Annotated in this window: 20 protein-coding genes and 2 pseudogenes; 11 read left to right on the forward strand and 11 right to left on the reverse strand. The window is 67.5% G+C overall.

What is annotated here, in order from left to right:
* The coding region (locus NBW77_RS09650) for an ABC transporter permease (protein ID WP_250279601.1) at nucleotides 1-611 on the reverse strand (611 nt) is incomplete at its 3' end.
* Entirely contained in the window at nucleotides 608-1,603 is a 996-nt protein-coding gene (locus NBW77_RS09655) for an ATP-binding cassette domain-containing protein (protein ID WP_131746251.1), read from the reverse strand. The genes NBW77_RS09655 and NBW77_RS09650, both read right to left, overlap by 4 nt.
* A 236-nt stretch (nucleotides 1,604-1,839) precedes the next feature.
* On the opposite strand from NBW77_RS09655, the gene NBW77_RS09660 reads away from it, so the two are divergent.
* Nucleotides 1,840-2,436 carry an alpha-ketoglutarate-dependent dioxygenase AlkB gene (locus tag NBW77_RS09660; protein WP_131746250.1) on the forward strand — a complete coding sequence of 199 codons (597 nt, stop codon included), beginning with the start codon at nucleotides 1,840-1,842 and terminating at the stop codon, nucleotides 2,434-2,436.
* Here NBW77_RS09660 and NBW77_RS09665 read toward each other — a convergent pair.
* Together NBW77_RS09665 and NBW77_RS09670 are read right to left on the reverse strand one after the other, a co-directional pair.
* Nucleotides 2,426-3,232 carry an SOS response-associated peptidase gene (locus NBW77_RS09665; RefSeq protein ID WP_242605732.1) on the reverse strand — a complete coding sequence of 269 codons (807 nt, stop codon included), beginning with the start codon at nucleotides 3,230-3,232 and terminating at the stop codon, nucleotides 2,426-2,428. The two genes, NBW77_RS09660 and NBW77_RS09665, sit on opposite strands and share 11 nt — an antisense overlap.
* Before the next feature lie 44 nt (nucleotides 3,233-3,276).
* Nucleotides 3,277-3,969, reverse strand: a complete 693-nt coding sequence (locus NBW77_RS09670; RefSeq protein ID WP_131746249.1) for a M50 family metallopeptidase — start codon at nucleotides 3,967-3,969, stop codon at nucleotides 3,277-3,279.
* 288 nt (nucleotides 3,970-4,257) lie between these two features.
* Between NBW77_RS09670 and NBW77_RS09675 the strand changes: the two genes are divergently transcribed.
* Nucleotides 4,258-5,097 carry a lysophospholipid acyltransferase family protein gene (locus NBW77_RS09675; RefSeq protein ID WP_131746248.1) on the forward strand — a complete coding sequence of 280 codons (840 nt, stop codon included), beginning with the start codon at nucleotides 4,258-4,260 and terminating at the stop codon, nucleotides 5,095-5,097.
* Nucleotides 5,098-5,988: 891 nt separating this feature from the next.
* The gene (locus NBW77_RS09680) at nucleotides 5,989-6,798 is read left to right on the forward strand and encodes a FadR/GntR family transcriptional regulator (protein WP_165485983.1); all 810 of its coding nucleotides are present in this window, start codon (nucleotides 5,989-5,991) and stop codon (nucleotides 6,796-6,798) included.
* 480 nt (nucleotides 6,799-7,278) lie between these two features.
* Here the strand turns inward: NBW77_RS09680 and NBW77_RS09685 are convergent, their stop codons facing one another.
* A complete protein-coding gene (locus tag NBW77_RS09685) occupies nucleotides 7,279-8,562 on the reverse strand; it encodes an NAD(P)/FAD-dependent oxidoreductase (protein ID WP_284346910.1) in 1,284 nt (427 codons plus the stop codon).
* Between the two features lie 50 nt (nucleotides 8,563-8,612).
* On the opposite strand from NBW77_RS09685, the gene NBW77_RS09690 reads away from it, so the two are divergent.
* On the forward strand, nucleotides 8,613-9,500 hold the full coding sequence (locus NBW77_RS09690) for a putative RNA methyltransferase (protein ID WP_207386934.1): 888 nt from the start codon (nucleotides 8,613-8,615) through the stop codon (nucleotides 9,498-9,500).
* On the opposite strand, the gene NBW77_RS09695 is transcribed toward NBW77_RS09690, so the two are convergent.
* Together NBW77_RS09695 and NBW77_RS09700 are read right to left on the reverse strand one after the other, a co-directional pair.
* Nucleotides 9,485-10,150 (reverse strand): polysaccharide deacetylase family protein, encoded by a 666-nt coding sequence (locus NBW77_RS09695; RefSeq protein ID WP_165485982.1) that lies wholly within the window; start codon nucleotides 10,148-10,150, stop codon nucleotides 9,485-9,487. The genes NBW77_RS09690 and NBW77_RS09695 overlap by 16 nt on opposite strands.
* Before the next feature lie 301 nt (nucleotides 10,151-10,451).
* Entirely contained in the window at nucleotides 10,452-11,201 is a 750-nt protein-coding gene (locus tag NBW77_RS09700) for a tyrosine-protein phosphatase (RefSeq protein ID WP_131746245.1), read from the reverse strand.
* 26 nt (nucleotides 11,202-11,227) lie between these two features.
* Here NBW77_RS09700 and NBW77_RS09705 point away from each other — a divergent pair, with 26 nt between their 5' ends.
* On the forward strand, nucleotides 11,228-11,473 hold the full coding sequence (locus NBW77_RS09705) for a hypothetical protein (protein WP_207386933.1): 246 nt from the start codon (nucleotides 11,228-11,230) through the stop codon (nucleotides 11,471-11,473).
* Between the two features lie 83 nt (nucleotides 11,474-11,556).
* Nucleotides 11,557-11,802: pseudogene (locus tag NBW77_RS09710) on the forward strand (IS66-like element ISFsp10 family transposase); the annotation flags it as partial.
* A gap of 191 nt (nucleotides 11,803-11,993) precedes the next feature.
* Here NBW77_RS09710 and NBW77_RS09715 read toward each other — a convergent pair.
* The 4 genes and pseudogenes from NBW77_RS09715 to NBW77_RS09730 form a co-directional block, all read right to left on the reverse strand.
* On the reverse strand, nucleotides 11,994-12,440 hold the full coding sequence (locus tag NBW77_RS09715) for a type II toxin-antitoxin system VapC family toxin (RefSeq protein ID WP_131746244.1): 447 nt from the start codon (nucleotides 12,438-12,440) through the stop codon (nucleotides 11,994-11,996).
* A complete protein-coding gene (locus NBW77_RS09720; RefSeq protein WP_242605731.1) occupies nucleotides 12,437-12,673 on the reverse strand; it encodes a FitA-like ribbon-helix-helix domain-containing protein in 237 nt (78 codons plus the stop codon). Before NBW77_RS09720 ends, NBW77_RS09715 begins: the two co-directional genes overlap by 4 nt.
* A gap of 149 nt (nucleotides 12,674-12,822) precedes the next feature.
* Nucleotides 12,823-12,982: pseudogene (locus tag NBW77_RS09725) on the reverse strand (IS6 family transposase); the annotation flags it as partial.
* A gap of 52 nt (nucleotides 12,983-13,034) precedes the next feature.
* The gene (locus NBW77_RS09730) at nucleotides 13,035-13,268 is read right to left on the reverse strand and encodes a hypothetical protein (RefSeq protein WP_250279602.1); all 234 of its coding nucleotides are present in this window, start codon (nucleotides 13,266-13,268) and stop codon (nucleotides 13,035-13,037) included.
* A gap of 183 nt (nucleotides 13,269-13,451) precedes the next feature.
* Here NBW77_RS09730 and NBW77_RS09735 point away from each other — a divergent pair, with 183 nt between their 5' ends.
* From NBW77_RS09735 to NBW77_RS09755, 5 genes are all read left to right on the forward strand, one after another.
* Nucleotides 13,452-14,219 carry a response regulator transcription factor gene (locus NBW77_RS09735; protein ID WP_131746243.1) on the forward strand — a complete coding sequence of 256 codons (768 nt, stop codon included), beginning with the start codon at nucleotides 13,452-13,454 and terminating at the stop codon, nucleotides 14,217-14,219.
* Complete coding sequence (locus tag NBW77_RS09740) at nucleotides 14,219-15,901, forward strand: sensor histidine kinase (protein ID WP_250279603.1); 1,683 nt, start codon at nucleotides 14,219-14,221, stop codon at nucleotides 15,899-15,901. The genes NBW77_RS09735 and NBW77_RS09740 overlap by 1 nt, the downstream gene beginning before the upstream one ends.
* A 127-nt stretch (nucleotides 15,902-16,028) precedes the next feature.
* Entirely contained in the window at nucleotides 16,029-17,489 is a 1,461-nt protein-coding gene (locus tag NBW77_RS09745; RefSeq protein WP_207386931.1) for a ferredoxin reductase family protein, read from the forward strand.
* Nucleotides 17,490-17,540: 51 nt separating this feature from the next.
* Entirely contained in the window at nucleotides 17,541-17,993 is a 453-nt protein-coding gene (locus NBW77_RS09750; RefSeq protein ID WP_250279604.1) for an FMN-binding protein, read from the forward strand.
* Complete coding sequence (locus NBW77_RS09755) at nucleotides 17,990-18,823, forward strand: FAD:protein FMN transferase (RefSeq protein WP_250279605.1); 834 nt, start codon at nucleotides 17,990-17,992, stop codon at nucleotides 18,821-18,823. The genes NBW77_RS09750 and NBW77_RS09755 overlap by 4 nt, the downstream gene beginning before the upstream one ends.
* Nucleotides 18,824-18,843 lie beyond the last annotated feature (20 nt).

The following is an 18,843-nucleotide window of genomic DNA, read 5'->3' on the forward strand; positions in this document are numbered from 1 at the left end:
AGCATGCCGACCAGTGCGGACACGCACGACAGGGCCAGCGCCATCGCGATGACCAGCCCTCCCGCGGCAACCGCAGCCAACGGGTTCGTGTGGATGCGGAACCCGAGGATCATCCCGAACCCGACGACGAACACGGCAGCGACGACGTACCGGACGAAGTCACCGAGAACCGCGCCGACCAGGGCCGCGGAGCGGGCGATCGGAAGGCTGCGGAAGCGGTCGAAGACGCCGGTGGCAAGATCACTGTTCAACGTCATCCCCGTGTACATGCTGGCCATCAGGACGGTCTGCACCATAATTCCGGGGATGACGTAACGAAGGTACCGGTGCCAGTCACCGGCCACGGCACCGCCGAAGAAAAAAACGAACAACAGCACGAACACGATCGGCTGGAGCGTCACGTCGAACAGCTGTTCCGGCGTCCGCCAGCCTTTGATCATATTGCGCCAGGCCAGGATGAGGCCATGCCGCACGCCGTCGACGAAACCCACCCGCCTGCCACCGGCACGGCCAGGCGGGGCTGCGAACGATCCAGCCGTTTCCACCCCGGCCGGGCCGGCGGATGCCGCGGTGTGCGGCGGGCCTGCCGACATGCCGGTGGCGGTGTTCATGCCGCACTCCGATCCGTATCCGTAACGTCGGAACCAACCAGCTCCGGCTGCCCGGGCCGGTCCAGATGACCGGTGAGGCCGAGGAACACCTCGTCCAGGCTGGGACGCAGCAGCGCCAGTTCGGCCGGCACGATCCCGGCCTCGTCGAATCGGCGTACCAGTACAGCCAGCACCGCCGGGTCACTCACCCGGCTGGTCAGCAGGTTCGTGTCGAGGTCCCGCGCCGGCCGTGTCCCGACCAGCTCGGCAACCGTCGCCGCGGCAACGTCGAGCTGTTCAGGGCCGGTGAGCCGGACGTGCAGGGTCTGCGCGCCGGCACGGCTCTTCAGCTCGTCAGGGGTGCCGTACGCGATGACGCGGCCATGGTCGACCACGACGATGTCGTCGGCGAGCCGGTCGGCCTCCTCCAGGTACTGGGTGGTCAACAACACGGTTGTACCGTCGGCAACCAGTTCCGTCACCATCCGCCAGACGTCGTTGCGGCTGTGCGGGTCCAGCCCGGTGGTGGGCTCGTCCAGGAACAGGACGGCGGGATTCCCGACAAGGCTCGCGGCCAGGTCGAGCCGGCGGCGCATCCCACCGGAGTAGGTCCGTGCCCGCCGCGCGGCGGCCTCGGCGAGGTTGAACATCTCGATGAGGTCACCGGCACGGGTCCGGGCCTGCCGTCGGGAAAGCCCGAACAGCCGTCCGATGAGGTAGAGATTCTCCAGCCCCGACAGGTCCTCGTCCACGGAGGCGTACTGGCCGGTCAGGCCGATACGGGCCCGAACCCGATGCGGATCGGACACCGTGTCGAAACCGCAGACGCGGGCATGACCGGCGGTCGGTCGCAGCAGAGTGGCCAGCACCCGGACGGTCGTCGTCTTACCCGAACCGTTCGGACCGAGCATGCCCAGCACGGCGCCGGTACGCCCGACGAGGCTGACACCATCCAGCGCGATGACCGCACCGAACCTCATCACCAGTCCCTCGGCTTCGATCGCTTCTGCCACGAAGATCCCCTGCTCTGTCTCTGTTTCTGTCTCTGTTTCTGTCTCTGTCTCTCGCCTGCCCGACCGACGCCCGTTCGACGTGGGCGGTCCACGGTGGGCCGGGCCCGCCATGGTCAGGACGAACTGTGCGCGACGACGCTGACCGGATGGGCACACCGCGCTGACCGGACGCACACACCACTGACATGACGCGCACCGGACTCGACATCGAACATACGTTCACCTAACGTGTCCGCATGTCCCTTCAGTACAGCCTGTTGATCTCGGGTGAAGTTGAGATCAACAGCGATCCCCCGTCAAACCGCATCCACCTGGACGACACGACATGGGTCGACGTCACTCCAGGGTGGTTGCGCGGCGCCGACGAGCTGTGCGAGATCCTCGCCGCACAGGTGTCGTGGCGACGCGGACGGCGGTGGATGTACGAACGGATGGTTGACGATCCGCGCCTGTCACGGTGGTATGCCGTGTCCGAACCGCTGCCCCACCCGGTGCTGGGATCGGCACGCGGCGCACTGCATACCCGGTACCAGGTTCCGTTCGGCCCGGTCGGGCTCAACTTCTACCGCGACGGAGATGACAGCCTCGCGTTCCACCGCGACCGCGAACTACGTAGGCTCGACGACACCCTGGTGGCGATCGTGACGCTCGGGGCACGGCGTCCCTTCCGGTTCCGGCCGCGTGGCGGCGGAGCCTCGCGGACCCTCTTCCCCGCTTCCGGTGATCTTCTGGTGATGGGAGGCCGCTGCCAGGCCGACTGGGAACACGCTGTCCCGAAAGTCACCGCCTGCGGCCCCAGAATCAGCGCATCCTGGCGCTGGGTCAACTCGTGAGTGGATGATCGGTGAACGGAAGTTCGTCGCGATCGGGCATGACCTTCCCGGCCCGCACAGCCGGCTGGCCCGAGCGACCCGGTTCGTCGTCCGCGGTCACCGGGTCGAGCAGGTAGGCGCCGTTGTTGTGCACGTTGCCCACCTGCGCGCTGACGGGATGGGCACGCAACACGCCGGGCGGCGCGGGTGCCAGCATCCCGGTCAGGGCCACCGGATCGTCCAGACGGGGGTCGAGCCAACGCGACCAGGATGACCGCGGGAGGAGCACCGGTGAACGTGGATGCAGAAACTCCAGGCCACCCGCCGCGGTGGTCGTGATGACGGTGAAGGTCGCGAGCCGACCGCCCGATGGCGGCTGCCACACCTCGTACAACCCAGCGAACGCGGCAGGCTCACCGTTGTCCGGACGAACCAGGTACGGCTGTTTGCGCCGGGCGCCCTCCACCCGGTGCCACTCGTAGTAACCGGTGGCCGGTACGAGGCAACGGCGCGCCCGAAACGCGGCACGGAACGCCGGCTTGATGGCCACGGTTTCCGCCCGAGCGTTGATCAGACGGGTACCGATGGCGATGTCGTCGGCCCACGACGGCACCAAGCCCCAGCGGGCCAGCCGGAGTCGAGCGTCCGCGGTCGGCTGGTCACGCGGGATGACAACCACCGGGGCCGTATTCGTCGGCGCGACGTTGAAGTTCGGCTCCGCACCACCGGTCTCGTCACATGCCGTGAACGACTCCGCCAGCTGCTGCGTGGTGAAGGTGTTGGCGTAACGACCGCACACGGATTCCGAGTCTGCCACATGCCCATCCGCAGGGCCTGCCGGTCAGCGCACGAGCTGACCGGTCAGCGCACGAGCCAGTCCCCCGCAACGGTGAGGCAGAGCAGGGAGACCATGGCGAAGAACGCCACCCACATCGACGCCGGGGTTGCGGTGAGCCGCGCCAGCTGATCCGGGTCCGAGGTCGGCGCCCGGCCGCGACTTCGGGTCCGCTGGACCTCGACGATCGGTCGCAGGCCACCGAGCAGGAGAAACCAGGTGATGAAGGCGGCGAACACCTCCTGCCAACGATATGGCGCGAGGACGGACACGGCGATGACGGTCGCGGTGCTGAGCACGATCGACAGCGCTCCGAAGGCGTTGCGGATGGCGACCAGCACTCCGAGCAGCAGGACCACGCTGACCCGCAGCATCAGGCTCACCTGGTTGACCGCCAGCAGGGCGGCCCCTCCGAGACCGAGCAACGAGGGCGTGATGTAGCCGGCCGCAACAGTGATCACAACACCGAGTCCGGTCGGGCGGCCCGCCGACACGGTCACCCCGGACGTGTCGGAATGCAGCCGGATCCCGCCGAGCCGCCGGCCGCTCCCGACCGCGGCAAGCGCGTGTCCGCCCTCGTGGGCAATAGTGATCACATGTCGAGCCACCGGCCACAGCCGGTTGTTGAGCACCACGACCAGAGCGACCGCGGCGCCGGCGACCGCTGTCCAGCGTGGCGGATTCCCGGATGTGAGTAACTGCGTCCACTCGGCATGCAGCCGGGTCCACTCGTCAGGCGTCGCACGTCTCCTGTCTCACTGGCGTTCTGTCCCACTGGCGTTCTGTCCCACTGGCGTTCTGTCCCACTCGCGCCGCTGTACAGGCGGGTGCGGTGTCGGTGTGACTGCCGGAACCCGAGTATGCAATGCTCCGGGGACCGATCGTCGAGCGCCTGCCGGGTGCGGCCTCCTCCCGGTTCACACCACTCAGGGTACGATCAGACACTCACTTTCTGCGGCCGGTATGAGCCATCGACACAACGAAGAAGGTCGGGAGGTCAGGAGCGGGTGGCGGAACTCGTCTACCAGCCGGTGATCCGCTTTGCGCTCGGGTTCTTCAAGGCTCTCGATCTCAAGCTGGATGTGCACGGGCAGGAGCACGTACCGGCCACGGGCGGGTGCGTCGTGGCCATCAACCACGTGTCCTACCTGGACTTCGCCCTCGCCGGCGTCCCGTTCTGGTACTCCCACCGCCGCCTGGTGCGTTTCATGGCCAAGCACGAAGTCTTCGCCCACCCTGTCGCCGGGCCCCTCATGCGAGGGATGCACCACATTCCCGTCGACCGGTCGGCCGGTGCCGGCTCGTACCGCCATGCGGTGAAGGCCCTGCGGGCTGGCGAACTCGTGGGCGTCTTCCCCGAGGCGACTGTCAGCCGGAGCTTCTGCCTCCAGCCCTTCAAATCCGGGGCGGCCCGGATGGCCGCCGAGGCAGACGTCCCGATTCTCCCGGTCGCCATCTGGGGCAGCCAGCGCATCCTGACCAAGGGACGGCCGCGTAACTTCCGGGCGGCGCGCGGCACCCCAATCTCGATCATGCTCGGGGAGCCGATCCCCCCAGCCGAGCTCCAGCACTCCGCTACCGGGACGCAGCTGCTCGCGGACGCCATGGCGAAGCTTCTCGCCGATGCGCAGCGCGACTATCCACCACCGCGTCCCGGCGAGTCACCGTGGTGGCTTCCCGCCCACCTCGGGGGCGGCGCGCCCACCCCTGAGACGGTTGCCCGTGAGCAGGCCACACTGCGCGACACGAGCGGCGAGAGCGACACGAGCGGCGAGAGCGACACGAGCGGCGAGAGCGGCGAGAGCGACACGAGCGGCGAGAGCGACACGAGCGGCGAGAAGAAGTAACGACGCGCGGGGGTCGCAGCGGCGTTCCACTGTTCGCGGAACACCGACGGCCGCACCGACCGGGGTCGTCGGCGGTGTCGGCAACAAACGCGAATGTTGTCAGAAACGTCTCACCGTGCCGTATCGGACGCATTCCTGAAACAAGCACCTCGTCAAACGTGGGGTAACGGAAACATTGCGGCCAGCAAACATTCGATTGTAACCGCCGTCAACAACCATGACGCAGATCACCCGGTCGACCGCGAACACGGGAAATCGCGAACAGATATCTACCACCACGGCGGTGTGATGCTCGTTGGATGCCGCGGGCGGCACCGGGAGGTGCCCGAGGAAGGTCTCGCACCGTCACGACGAGGAGTTGTGACACCACCCCGGCGGTAGGCCCGAGCAACGAATCGCGGTGACTGCCTCCTGCCGGCATCCCGCGGCGCTCTCGGCCGGTGTCGGCTCAGGATGTGCTGGTCCGAGCTGTCACCAGGTGTCAGGAAACCCGCGCCCGAAGGTTCGCCGGCCGTTCCCGGCATGGCCACGCTGGGAACGGCCACGCTGGGAACGGCCACGTTCCGAGTCCCGAGCCCCGCGGGCCGATGCCGCACCGTCCAGATCCCAGTGCTTATAGCACAGTGCCCGGACAGTTTTAGCAGAAGGGGTGGGCAGGCATTTCGGTGGGGGCCGCATCTAGGGGACCGTCCGACCACGATGCCCTCCTGAGACAAGGCAAAGGCTACTTGCAGACAACAACCGAGGCTCAGATGTGTCCGGGCTCTCTAGGGAAGCAGGGCGACCCGTTGGTAACCTCAAGCACCAACAACATTTCGCATCGGCCCACACGGCTCGCCGGGTCTGTGTTTACAAGAGACTCACCTGTTCCTGTCGACGGAGGCGCCCACGATGGCTGTACAAGAGCTGGTAATGCCGGCTGCAAGCAGGGTCGGCACAGTGGTCGCGATCGGACAGCAGGTTCGAGTCCCGAAGACCGCCGAGCTTGTCGCGGCGCATCTGCGCCGCCGCATCGTCCGGGGAGAACTCGTCGAGGGCGACGCCCTTCCCCCCGAGGCGACGCTCATGGAGCAGTTCGGTGTCTCCCGGCCGACGCTGCGTGAGGCGTTCAGAGTCCTGGAGTCCGAAGCGCTGATCACGGTCAGGCGTGGCGCACACGGCGGCGCACGGGTGCACACCCCGAACGGGGACATCGCCGCCCGCTACGCCGCCCTCGTGCTGGAGTACCGCGGAACCACCCTCGCAGACATCCACCAGGCCCGTGCGGTGATCGAGCCGCCGTGCGTGGCGCTCCTGACGGAAAGCCGCACCCAGGAGGACCTCGACAGGCTCAGGATCGCGGTGAACGAAACCGCGGCTGCGACCGCGACCGACGATCCGGGCCAGTGTCTGCAGGCCAATCTCGCCTTCCACGTTCTGCTGGTCGAGCTTGCCGGAAACACCACCCTGTCGGTTCTGTCCGGCATGCTGCGCCACATCCTCGATCTTGCAACTCTCTCGCATCCGACGGTGGACCAGCGTGGCCCGGAGCACCGGCTGACGATCCGCCGACGCCTCCTCGCCCACGAGCGCGTCGTGGAACTCATCGAGGCACGTGAAGCACGGGCCGCGGAAGATCTGTGGCGGGCGCACCTGCTGGAGACCGGCGAGTACCTGACCGACGGCCCGATAGCCGCCACCGTGCTGGACCTGCTCGGCTGAGGATCGAGCACCTCATCTAAGCGGGTCGTCCCTCCCGGGAGCGGTGTCGTCAGAGCCCGGGCGATATGCACGCTCGTTCGAGCGCGGCCGCTCGCGTCTCGAACGGACCGTCAGCAAGCAGGCCGGCGAGCGACCAGCGGACGACCCACCAGCGATGGCCATCATCGTCGCAGACAACCTGCATCGATCCGTCATCGTGACCGCTGGCGTCGTCCCGGGCACTGCGGCGGGAAGCGGCCGTCCGGTATCTGAAACATGAATGGCGCAACGCCGTCAATCGTCCGTCCACTTCTTCGGCGGTCGGCGGCCGGTCATCCAAGTATTCGGACAACCACCGACGGTGCGGCCTTTCGCCGCTCCACCCAGGCAGACTTACACCCATCGCACTTGTTGTCAAAGCGCAGAACCCGCCCGCAGGTTGGAGCCCCCCTTCCTCAGGGCATGGCCGTTACCAAGAGCATTCCTACGACTCCCAATCCATCAACGAAGGGGATCGAAGGGCGCGAGTTCCACGGGCCGCCGACCCGTGGTGACCGCCTCTGCCACCAACTGCCCGGTGACTGGACCAAGGGTAATTCCCCACATTCCGTGACCGCCAGCCGCGAACACCCGCGGGGACGCGGTTCGCCCGACAACGGGAAGGCCGTCCGGTGTACACGGACGCGAACCAACCCATTCCTGCGTCCGCATGTCGAGGTCGACACCGGTCAGCAAAGGGCGGACCGCATTGACGATCGCAGCGATGCGTCGGTGATCGAGCGGCGCTCCAGGTTTCCGGAACTCCATCATCCCGGCGATGCGCAGCCGGTCCCCGAGGGGTGTGCAGGCCACCCGGTGTGCGGGAAAGTACAGCGGACCGTCGGGAACCTGACGGGCGGCGACGCTGAAGCTGTACCCGCGTCCGGCCTGCACCGGGATCCGGACTCCGAACGGGTGAACCAGTTCCCCCAGCCACGCGCCGTTCGCCACGACGACCGCGTCGAACCGGGCGATCTGCCCCGTCGAAAGGTCCAGTCCTACCTCGCCGGCACCATTCAGGCTGTCGCGGGCATCGAGAATCCCCGGACGGCCTACGTGGATCCCCCGGACGCCGACCCCCTCCCACAGGTCACCGCCGCGGGCTCGGACACTGTCCGCGAGCGCCGTCACCAAACGCCCCGGATCGCAGAAGCGCTGTCCGTCGATGCGGACCGCAGCATTGATCTCTGTGGTCAGCGCCGGCAACAGTCCACGCACCGCGGGTCCGCTGAGCAGTTCGAACTCGACCTTCTGCCCGGCAGCGCGGATCTCCTCCAGTTCGGTGACCAGCCCCTCCCGCTCGCGCGCGCTGCGGTAGCAGGCCAGAAACGGCGCGGCCGGGGGGGTGGATGTCTCCACGCCCCCGGCCGCGAGCAGATCGAAGGCGGCGAACGCCCTGCGGTTGAGCGGGGCAAGTGCCCCCATCGCCACCCGCCAGCGGCCTGCTGTGCTGTTGCGGACGAATCCGGCAAGGAACCGCAGCAGCCGAGGGTCGGCGCGGAGCGGCACGTACACGGGTGAGGCGGGGCTCAACACAGCGCGGGCGCCATAACGCAGCACAGCCGGTTCCGGCAGGGGCGTCGCCAGGCTCGGCGTCAGCCAGCCGGCGTTACCCCAGGAGGATCCGGCGGCCACATGATCACGTTCGATCACCGTGACCTGGACTCCGCGCTCCTGCAGAAACCATGCGGTGGACAGCCCGACCATGCCGGCGCCCACGACCGCCACCCGTTCGAACGCGCTCACCGGGCACGTACTGTCGTCGCCATGCGGCCGATGATGGCGGTGGGCAACGCGTGATTCATGCGATTCTCGCCTATCTCACATGCCCACTGTGTCTCCAGGGCCTCACTGTCGGCGACAGTCAGGTACGCTGCCCGGCCGGCCACGCCTACGACATCGCCCGGCAGGGGTATGTGACGTTCACCACTGGACGGGCCAACGAGATCTCCGGCGACAGCGCCGACATGGTGCAGGCGCGGGAGGCGTTCCTCGCTGCCGGCCATTTTACGGCGCTCGCCGACGCGCTCGCTGAAACCGTCCTGGGACAGCAGACCAAGAGCGACACCGAGCTTGGGGACACCCATGGCCGGCAACCCGGTGGCCAGCCGGTCATCGTCGACGTCGGGGCCGGTACCGGCTATTACCTGGCACACCTGCTTCGAGCGTGTCCAGGCGCGGTCGGAATCGCCATTGACGCGTCCCGCTACGCGCTGCGGCGGGCGGCCCGCGCGCATCCGCTGATCGGTGCCGTCGGGGCGGACGTGCGCAGTCCGTTGCCCATCCGCACCGGCGTGGCATCCCTGATGCTCGACGTCTTCGCGCCACGCAACGTCGCGGAGATGCGCCGCGTTCTGCGACCGGACGGCAAGCTGGTCATCGTGATGCCCACCGCCCGGCATCTGGCCGATATCGTGAATCCGCTCGGCCTTGTCACAGTGGACGACAGAAAGGCCGCGCGGCTGCGCGAGAAACTTGCCGGCCTGTTCGTCCGTCAGGACCGGCTGATGCTGGACCTTGAGCTTTCCCTGAAAGCAGACGATCTTTTGAACCTGGTGATAATGGGTCCGAGTGCCCATCACCGACGGGTGGCGGATGTCCGGGAAGTCATCGAGAACAGGTGGCCGGACGGAGTTTCCCTGACGGCATCATTCACTATCGAGATCCATCAACCGGCCAGGTGAGCAAGATTACTGGGTTCGAACATCGAGCTGATCGTGACCGGGACGAGAGCGCGTTGGGCGATGATCCTCTCGAGTTCTCCGTAGAGATTAACGACCACCTGCTGGTTCGCATGCCCCAAAACGATTGCTCCCGGTTGGAGGGACTCGCGCGCGGCGGCGACGAGTTCATCGGCCGTGACCCCCAGCCGGGAGTCCCCCACCGTACCGTTCCACATGAGAATCCGCGAGTAGCCGAGTTCGGCGAGGATCGCCCTGGACCGCTCGCTGTACTCCCCATACGGCGGACGGAACCACGGACGGGTGCTGACACCGAATGTCCGCTCGATCCAGTCGTCATTACGTTCGACCTCGGTCCGCAGCGCCGAATCCGACAGCGTACGGATACTGAAGTGGCTCCAGGTGTGATTGACCATTGTAACCCGTCCAGCTTCGATCAGCGACCGGACGGCGTCGGCATGTGGATTCCACACTTTTTGGTACATGCCGTTCGGTGCAAACGAGAGGGGAATATTCGTTCGCTTGGCGAAATCGATGTACCCGGCAACCGCGATGGCGTTGAATCCGTCGTCAACGGTAAGGGCGATCTGTCGGGTCGGTCCCGGGGCGTTGAACAGGATCTGCTGCTTCTCGATCACAGTTGGCGCGAACACGGGAGAAGATGCCGGCGCCGATGGTGGCTCCCCCCGTATAGCGGGCACGGAAGCCGTACCCGCCGGACCGAGGTGCGCCGATCCGGGAGCCGACCACAACGCCGAATGGCGCGGTGAGCCAGCTGATGATATGCCGTTCCGGCCGTTGTCGGAACAGCCGACAATCAGGTCGGCAGCCCCTAGGGCGAGGATTCTTACGAGGGTGCGTCGGTCCACTCATGAAATTCTGAGGACGACGGCTACTCTGCGCAACAGATCGCTGGTGGGATCGGCGTACCGGCACTTTTTCGGTGACCGCGTGTCAGGACAACAACCGGGATTCCCAGGCATGTACCGCCCCCGGACGCGCGCCATTATCCGCAAGCCAGCCCCGCGCGCCACCGCAGTGGCCGTCAATGATGGCCAGCACCCGCTCGACCGCCGGCGCCGAGATCCCGGTCATGTCAGGACCGTCCATTCCGCCCCCGACGGGCAACAGCGGATGGGCACCCATCCGACTCAGCACCCCCGGCATGTTCGTGGCTGTGGCCGCGTAGTCCGTGAGTACCGCATCCGTTTCCACCCCCGCCGCGCGCAGCAGCACCGCTACGACAAGACCGGTCCGGTCCTTGCCGGCCGCGCAGTGGACCAGAAGCGGTGCTGGCGCGTCCACCGCGAGGTGGAGAATCTGAACGACCTTTTCAGCGGCAAGCGAAAGGATCGCCAGGTACAGCGCGTCCAGACCACCGGACAGCGCGCGGGTTGCGCTGGAGGTGCGATCAGTGGGATCGACATCGCCGAGTAGCGGGATCACGTGGACGGCGGTCCTGTCCGATGCCAGCGGATGTGCGCCACTACCCCGCTCGACCGGCGACCGCAGATCGATGACCGTGCGTGGCGGCCATTCGAAATCAGCGGATGGTGACCAGTCGTCACGCCGAGGCGCCTCACTGCGATAGAGCACACCCGTCCGGGTGAGCCGGCCGTCCCCGGTCGGCATTCCACCCACGTCCCGCAGGTTCACCAGGCGCGCGAGATCGGGTCGGGATGCCGTCGTGTCGCCGGTGCTCATGGGCTCACTCTCCAGGTGATCGTCCGATGCCTTCCCAGTTGAGCACACCCACCCGCAGTGGGGCCGGGCCGAAGGAGAAAGTTCACCTCCAGATGGGGAGCGCCCCGGCCGGCTCCCGGTCAGGGCTGGTACCGGGTCCGTATCCGCTGGCGATGCGGGTCCGGGACGAGTTGGGTGAGCTGTTCGCTGACGAGGGGTTCGCCGAGGCGTTCGGGGTCCGGGGCAGGCCGGGGTGGTCGCCAGGACGGTTGGCGCTGGTCACGGTGCTGTAGATGGCCGAGGACCTGACCGATCGGGCGGCGGCGGCGCGGGTGCGGTTCGGGATGGACTGGAAGTACGCGTTGGGGATTGGGTGTGCGGCGCCCATCTCGTCAGGGACTTGCGGTCGGTCCACGAGGGTGACCCGGACGGGCAGGTGTGGGCCGACGCGATGGCGAACACTTTACTGGAGGCCCGCGACGCCAGACCCGCCAAGGTCCAACAACGGGCCTCCGGGAGCTGCTGGCGCACCCTGCAAGGCCTCATCGACTTCGCCGTCGTGCAGTCCTACCTGTCCACCGTCACCAAATGGGGCCTGGACACCCTCGACGCGCTCACTTAGTTGTTCACCATCGGCGCCTGGCTCCCGCCCGCGACCCAACCCTCCTGACGCCACGCTCAGCAACCAGCAATCCCAGCTGAACAGCTACCAGTATTCGGGATTTTTCGTATCAGAATCCCGACATGAACGCGACTCGACGGTGGCGAGCCAAGAATCTTATGGGGGATAGCGCTATGTTTATGAATCGTTAGTCATTCTGTCGAATCAATTGCCGTTCCGCCGTCATGCCAGGGGTCGATGAGTTCGACCTCCGTATGCACGAAATCCTTCGCGTTACGGGTTGCGAGGCCAGCCGAGTAACTGCGACAAATCGCCGCGATCTGGGCGTCTGCCGTGCTGACGGGAAGGCCATGGTGCTCGCGGCTCACGACGATCTCGGCGAAGTGACTAGCAGCCTCGTCGTCGAAGGGAAGAATCCGGCCAGGGAAGTCCTCCTCAAGGGTGCGGCGTACCCGGTCGGCGAGGTCGGCCCTGCGTCGTCCTGCTGGCAGGCACGCAACGCCGTACCGCAGTTCGGCGGTCGTCACCGCGGTCAGGTAGACGTCGCCGACGGTCTGCGCGTCGACCCACGCCACAACGACGGGATCAGCGCGCGGATGCATCAGCTCCGAGATGACATTCGCATCCAATACGATCACGAGGGAAATTCTGCCGGCTGGGGCTGGTCGGTACGCGGTGGCGGCGAGAGGGTGAAACCGTCGAGATCGGTGAAACGACGCTGAATACGGCTACCCAGCCCCCGCTCCGCCGCTGGCCCGGTCAGCGCCGCACGCAGAATAGCCCGAACCTCAGCCTCCATCGACCGACCGTTTTGCGCCGCTCGTATCCGCAGTCGGGCCTTGATCGTGTCGTCCAGCTCTCTGATGGTCAATGTGGCTATCCGGCTCACTTCCAGATGCAATGCTAGCATTGCAGTCATCATCGGAGCTGCAGGGAGGGCGGGAGCCAAGCCGTAACGAGCCGCGGGGGTCTGTTGCGTTATGTGGAGGCAGGACATGGCAGGCACTGCCAGACCGGTGATCAGATCGTCAGGGTGAGTTCGGTGAAGGCAGCCGTCAGCCGCAGGTGCGGGTCGGTGTCGACGCCGAGTTCGTAGTGGCCGCGGCGGATGTTCTCCCGCGAACGCATGACCGGCTGCGACCGTCTGGGCGGAGCGGAAGCGTTTGAGTCCGCGGATCGGCCCGTGGGACCCTGCTGGTTAATCCCGTGGGACCCTGCTGGTTAATTCGGCGTCATGCAGCCTGGGCGAGTTCGAGGCGAGCGAGGCGGGCGAGACGGGGGGTGCGGTCGAGGGGGTGGCCGTTCCAGAACATGTCGCGTTTGACGCTCCAGCGGGCGTCACGGTTATACGGGGAGGTTAGCCGCGCTCTGCCGGGCGGGAGACCATCCACCTCCGCCTCCCGCCGCTTGACCACCTCCCGCCCGCCGCTCGTGGTGGTCCGGGTGTAGTTCTGCGCCAGGACCATCGGTAAGACCTCGACGGCGGGCATGTCGGCCAGACCGGGGCGCCCGGCGCGACGGCCGAATTAACCAGCAGGGTCGCGCTCCTCAGCAAAACCGAGAGAAGCTGGCGCAGACTCGCACGCCGGGAGCTCTACCAGCACAGCTGCTCCCGTCGCTGTCGGTATCCCGAGTGAGGGAGCGCAACGATGGTCGAACCGCCCGGGCACCCGGTACCCGAACACCCGGCACCCGAGGCCCGCCTGCTGATCGTCGACGATGAACCGAACATCGTCGAACTGCTGTCGGTGAGCCTGCGGTTCGCGGGCTTCGAGGTCGCCACCGCGGCCAACGGACCGGATGCCGTGACCGCAGTCCAGTTGTTCCAACCGGATCTGGTCGTGCTCGACGTCATGATGCCCGGCATGGACGGGCTTACCGTCCTGCGCGAGCTGCGTGTGCATGGTTGCCGCATCCCGGTCGTGTTCCTCACCGCCCGCGACGCTGTCGAGGAGAAGGTGCGTGGCCTCACCCTCGGTGGCGACGACTACGTGACCAAGCCGTTCAGCCTCGCGGAGGTACTCGCCCGGATCCGCGCGGTGCTGCGCCGGGTGCGCGATGCGGGGGCTCCCGGCAACGGCAACGGCACGGACGGCAACGGCGCCGGCACGCCGGCCAGCCGGCTGAGCTTCGCCGATGTGGAACTCGACGACGAGACCCACGAAGTGTGGAAGGACGGCGAGCCGGTAGCGCTGTCACCCACCGAGTTCAAACTGCTCCGCTACTTGATACAGAACAGCGGACGCGTCCTGTCGAAGATGCAGATCCTCGACCATGTGTGGAACTACGACTTCGGCGGGGACGTCGGGATCGTCGAGTCCTATGTGTCCTACCTGCGAAAGAAGATCGACAAGGACGAACCGAGATTGATTCACACCCTGCGCGGCGTCGGTTACATCATGCGGATTCCACAGTAATGATCTTGAAGCGGCTGCGAGGTGCCACCGCCGACACTCCGCTGCGGATCAGGTTGGTAGCGGCCGTCCTGGTGCTGGTCGCCGTGGCCCTCGGCGCCGCAGGTTTCGCCGGGACGGCCGCGCTCCGCACCTACCTGGTCAGCCGCGTCGACTCCCAGCTGACGACGACCGCCCACAGCACCCGGGAACACGCCGGCTGGGACAGCTTGTACGCCGATCGTTCCAACACCGATCGTTCCAACACCGATCGTTCCAACACCGATCGTTCCAACACCGATCTTTCCGACGCGGACCGGAAGCGGCTCGACATGATCAAAAATGCGGGCCGCCCGGTCACGGATGCGGTCTACATCCTGTGGACCGACGCCACCGGCGGTCCCACGACCAGTCCCGATCTACAGGTGCCGGCCGGCGGCGTGCGCAGTGCCCCGGCCCTGCCACGGCTCGACGCGGCAGGAGTGTCCGCGCTCGCCGGACGGCCCTTCACCACGTCCGCCACCGGAAAGGGAGACGACTGGCGCGTCCTCGTCACCGCCCTCGCGGACGGAGCCGGTGCGGTGACCGTGGCCATGGGCCTCGAGGACGTGGACAACACCATCCACCAGCTCGAACTCATCGAACTGGTGGTCGGTGTCATCGTCCTCGCCGTCCTCGGCGTCCTCGCCTACCTGGTGGTGCGTTCCAGCCTGCGCGGACTCGTCGCGGTCGAGACCACCACCGAGGCGATCGCCTCGGGAGACCTGACCCAACGGGTACCGAACACGGGACGCCGCAGCGAGATCGGACGCCTCGCGAGCGCCATCAACACGATGCTCGCGCAGATCGAGGCGGCATTTCGTGCCCAGCGGACATCCGAGGCCAGCGCCCGGGCGTCCGAGGAGCGGATGCGTCGTTTCGTCGCCGACGCCAGCCACGAACTGCGCACCCCGCTCACATCCATCCGCGGGTTCGCCGAACTGCACCGCCAGGGTGCCGTGAGCGGTCCCGAAGCGGTGAGCCGGATGCTGGAACGAATCGAGACCACGGCGACCGGGATGGGTCTGCTCGTCGATGACCTGCTGTTACTGGCCCGCCTCGACCAGCAACGCCCACTGGAACGACGTCCCGTCGACCTGCTACTGATCGCAGCCGACACGGTGGCGGACGCCCGGATGATCGCCCCGGACCACGCGATCACCCTCGACGTCACCGGCCGTATCGACCCGCCGCCCATCGTGTTCGGGGATGAGTCTCGTCTGCGCCAGGTCGCCACCAACCTGATGTCCAACGCCCTCATCCACACCCCACCGGGAACGGCCGTTACCGTACGGGTCGAAAGCGTCGGCGACGATGCCGTCCTGGAGGTCGCCGACAGCGGGCCCGGACTGCCGGCCGAGACCGCACAGCGGGTGTTCGAACGCTTCTACCGGGCCGATCCCTCCCGGTCCCGGTCGCTCGGCGGCACCGGTCTCGGTCTGGCGATCGTCGCCGGACTGGTCGCCGCCCACGGCGGCGATGTCGAGCTGGACACCGCCCCGGGTGCCGGAGCCCGGTTCCGCGTCCGGCTGCCCCGTGGGGACGAGGTGACGGACCCCGCACCCGACAGCGCCACGGTGGGTGACACCACTGTGGGTGACACCACCGTGGGTGACACCGCGGTGGGTGACACCTCGGTGGCCAGCGGGGCTGCGGGTACGTCGTGACGATGACCTGTCCGAGAACGGCTCACAGCAACCTCGCAGCCTGGCTTCAGCGACGGTGAAGACCCCTCGCCCACGGTGGGTATCAGAACGCCGGCACGTCCCCGGGCGCGGACACGAAAGGCAACCCATGGCCATGACGACGCTGGGCTCGTCCAGACCGGTCGCCGCGGACGGGATGCCGCTGGCGGGACAAGCCGCGAATCCGGTCCCGCCGGATCCCATCCCATCGAACGACCCCCAGCAGGGATGGCGGGACGCGGCAGGTCTCGCCACGGCCGGGAGCATGCTCGTCGTGGTGGCACTGTGGGTCGCCCATGGAGGCCTGCGCGACCTGGCCACGGCCGGCCCCGCCGACACCCTGACCGGCCTCGGCCGGATCACCGGCCTGATCTCCGCCGACCTGCTGCTAGTCCAGGTGCTGCTCATGGCGCGTATCCCCTGGGTGGAACGCGCCTACGGTCAGGACGAGCTGGCACGGCGGCACCGCCTGGTCGGGTTCACCTCGTTCAACCTGATGCTCGTCCACATCGCACTGATCACTGTAGGTTACGCGGCATCGGCACGGACCGGAATCCTCACCCAGGCCTGGGACCTGGTGTGGAACTACCCGGGCATGCTGCTGGCGACGGCCGGGTCCGTGCTGCTCGTCATGGTCGTCGTCAGCTCGGTGCGGGCCGCCCGGAGGCGACTGCGCTACGAGTCCTGGCACCTGTTGCACCTCTACGCCTACCTCGGCGTCGGCCTGTCCATCCCGCACGAGCTGTGGACCGGCACCGACTTCACCGCGACCCCCTGTGCCCGCGTCTACTGGTGGACGATCTACGCCGCCGCGGCGGGCAGCGTCCTTGCGTTCCGCATCGGCCTACCGGCCTGGCGCACCTGGCGCCACAGCGTCGTCGTCGACCAGGTCGTCATCGAGGCGCCCGGGGTCGTGTCCCTGCACCTGCGCGGGCAGGCGATCGAACGGATGCGGGCGAGCGCCGGCCAGTTCTTCATCTGGCGGTTCCTGAGCGGACCCGGCTGGTCGCGCGGCAACCCCTACTCCCTGTCCGCGGCGCCGCATCCGCGCTGGCTGCGGATCACCGTGAAGGATCTCGGCGACGGTAGCGGCGGGCTCGCCACCGTACGGCCCGGCAGCCGGGTGCTCCTCGAAGGTCCCTACGGCCGGCTCACCGGGGCGGTCCGCCACCGACGCCGGCTGACAATGATCGCCTCAGGCATCGGCATCACCCCGATCCGGGCGCTGCTGGAAGAACTCGACTACTCGTCCGGCGAGGCCGTGCTGATCTACCGGGCCAGCACCGAAGCAGAGCTGATCCTGCGCCAGGAACTCGACACACTGGCCACGCTGCGCGGCATCCGCACCATCTACCTGCCCGGACGCCGCTCAGCCAGCCGTCTGTCGTGGCTACCGGACCAATTCGCCCACATCCCGGACGACATCGCGCTACGACAGATCGTCCCCGACATCACCGACCACGACGTGTTCGTATGCGGCCCGGACGCGTGGATGGACGCGGTACAGGACGCGGTCGTGGCGGCCGGCGTCCCCTCCGGCCAGCTGCACATGGAGCGGTTCACCTGGTGACTCCCGCTGCCTCGTGAGCGAATCCTCCGGCCGACCAGAAGGGAACCGACCATGCGCCGCATCGTCATCACCATCGCCTCGACCGTCGCGGGTGTCGTCCTGCTTTTCAGCTACCGCACCAGCACCAGCAGCTCCATGGCGCGCTCCGGGTCGACGACCATCACCGCGGGCAGCACCGACAGCAGCACCGACAGCAGCACCGACCCGGGCGGCGGAACGAACGGATCTCAAACCGTGACCGGCTCCCGGGCCAACACCCGGTGGGGCATCGTCCAGGTTCAGATCATCGTCAAGGACGGCAAAATCGCCAGCGCCGACACCGTACAGGTACCGGCCAACAACCGGCGCGACGTCGAGATCAACACAGTTGCCGTCCCGATCCTCAACTCCGAGACCGTGGCCGCGCAGAGCGCGAAGATCGACGTAGTCAGTGGTGCGACCGTCACCAGCGAGGGCTACACCCGTTCGCTGCAGTCCGCCATCGACGCGGCACACCTGTCATGACGGTCCGGGCGACCGGCTCGCCGTCCCGTCGGGCCTGGGTCGAGCAGATCATGGGGATGCCGGTCAGCGTGCACGTCCGTGGACCGCGCGCCTGCGTCGACCCGGGCGTCGAACGGATCGTCGCCGACGTCTTCGACGGACTCCGTCGCGTCGACGCCCTGTTCAGTACCTACCGGCCCGACAGCGAGATCATGAGGCTGAACCGGGGCGAACTGCGACTACGCGAGTGCAACGGGCTCATCCGGGAGGTCGCCGACCTGTGCGCCGAGGCCACCGAACGCACCGACGGCTACTTCACCGCCGACCTGCCGGTGCACGACCGGTCGACGCCCGGCCTGCCGGCGGCGGATCGCTGCCGCTGGTTCGACCCGTCCGGCCTGGTCAAGGGCTGGGCTGTCGAACGGGCCGCCAGGGACCTGTCCGCGATCGACGGCCACGACTACTACCTGGGCGCCGGCGGGGACATCGCCGCCTACGTGGACGACCCGATGTCCCCCGCCTGGAACGTCGGCGTCGAAGACCCCCTCGACCGCTCCCGGGTACTCGGTGCCCTGCCCATACGTTCGGGTGGAATCGCGACGTCCGGCAGCGCGGCCCGCGGCGCGCACATCATCAACCCGCGGACCGGCCGGCCCGCGGGTGGGGATGCGTTGGCCGTGACGGTTGTGGGCCCGTCGGTGATGTGGGCGGACGTCTACGCCACTGCCGCGTTCGCCCGTGGCGCCGACGCGCTGACCTGGCTCGCCGGACTCGAGCAGACCGAGGGTCTGATCGTCGCCGCGGACGGCGACTACCGGAGCACACCCGGGTTCGACCTGCGGCCGGTTTAGCGAACCCCTGAAACCTCCGA

Source organism: Frankia sp. Cppng1_Ct_nod (assembly GCF_920656135.1).
Lineage (GTDB): Bacteria > Actinomycetota > Actinomycetes > Frankiales > Frankiaceae > Protofrankia > Protofrankia meridionalis.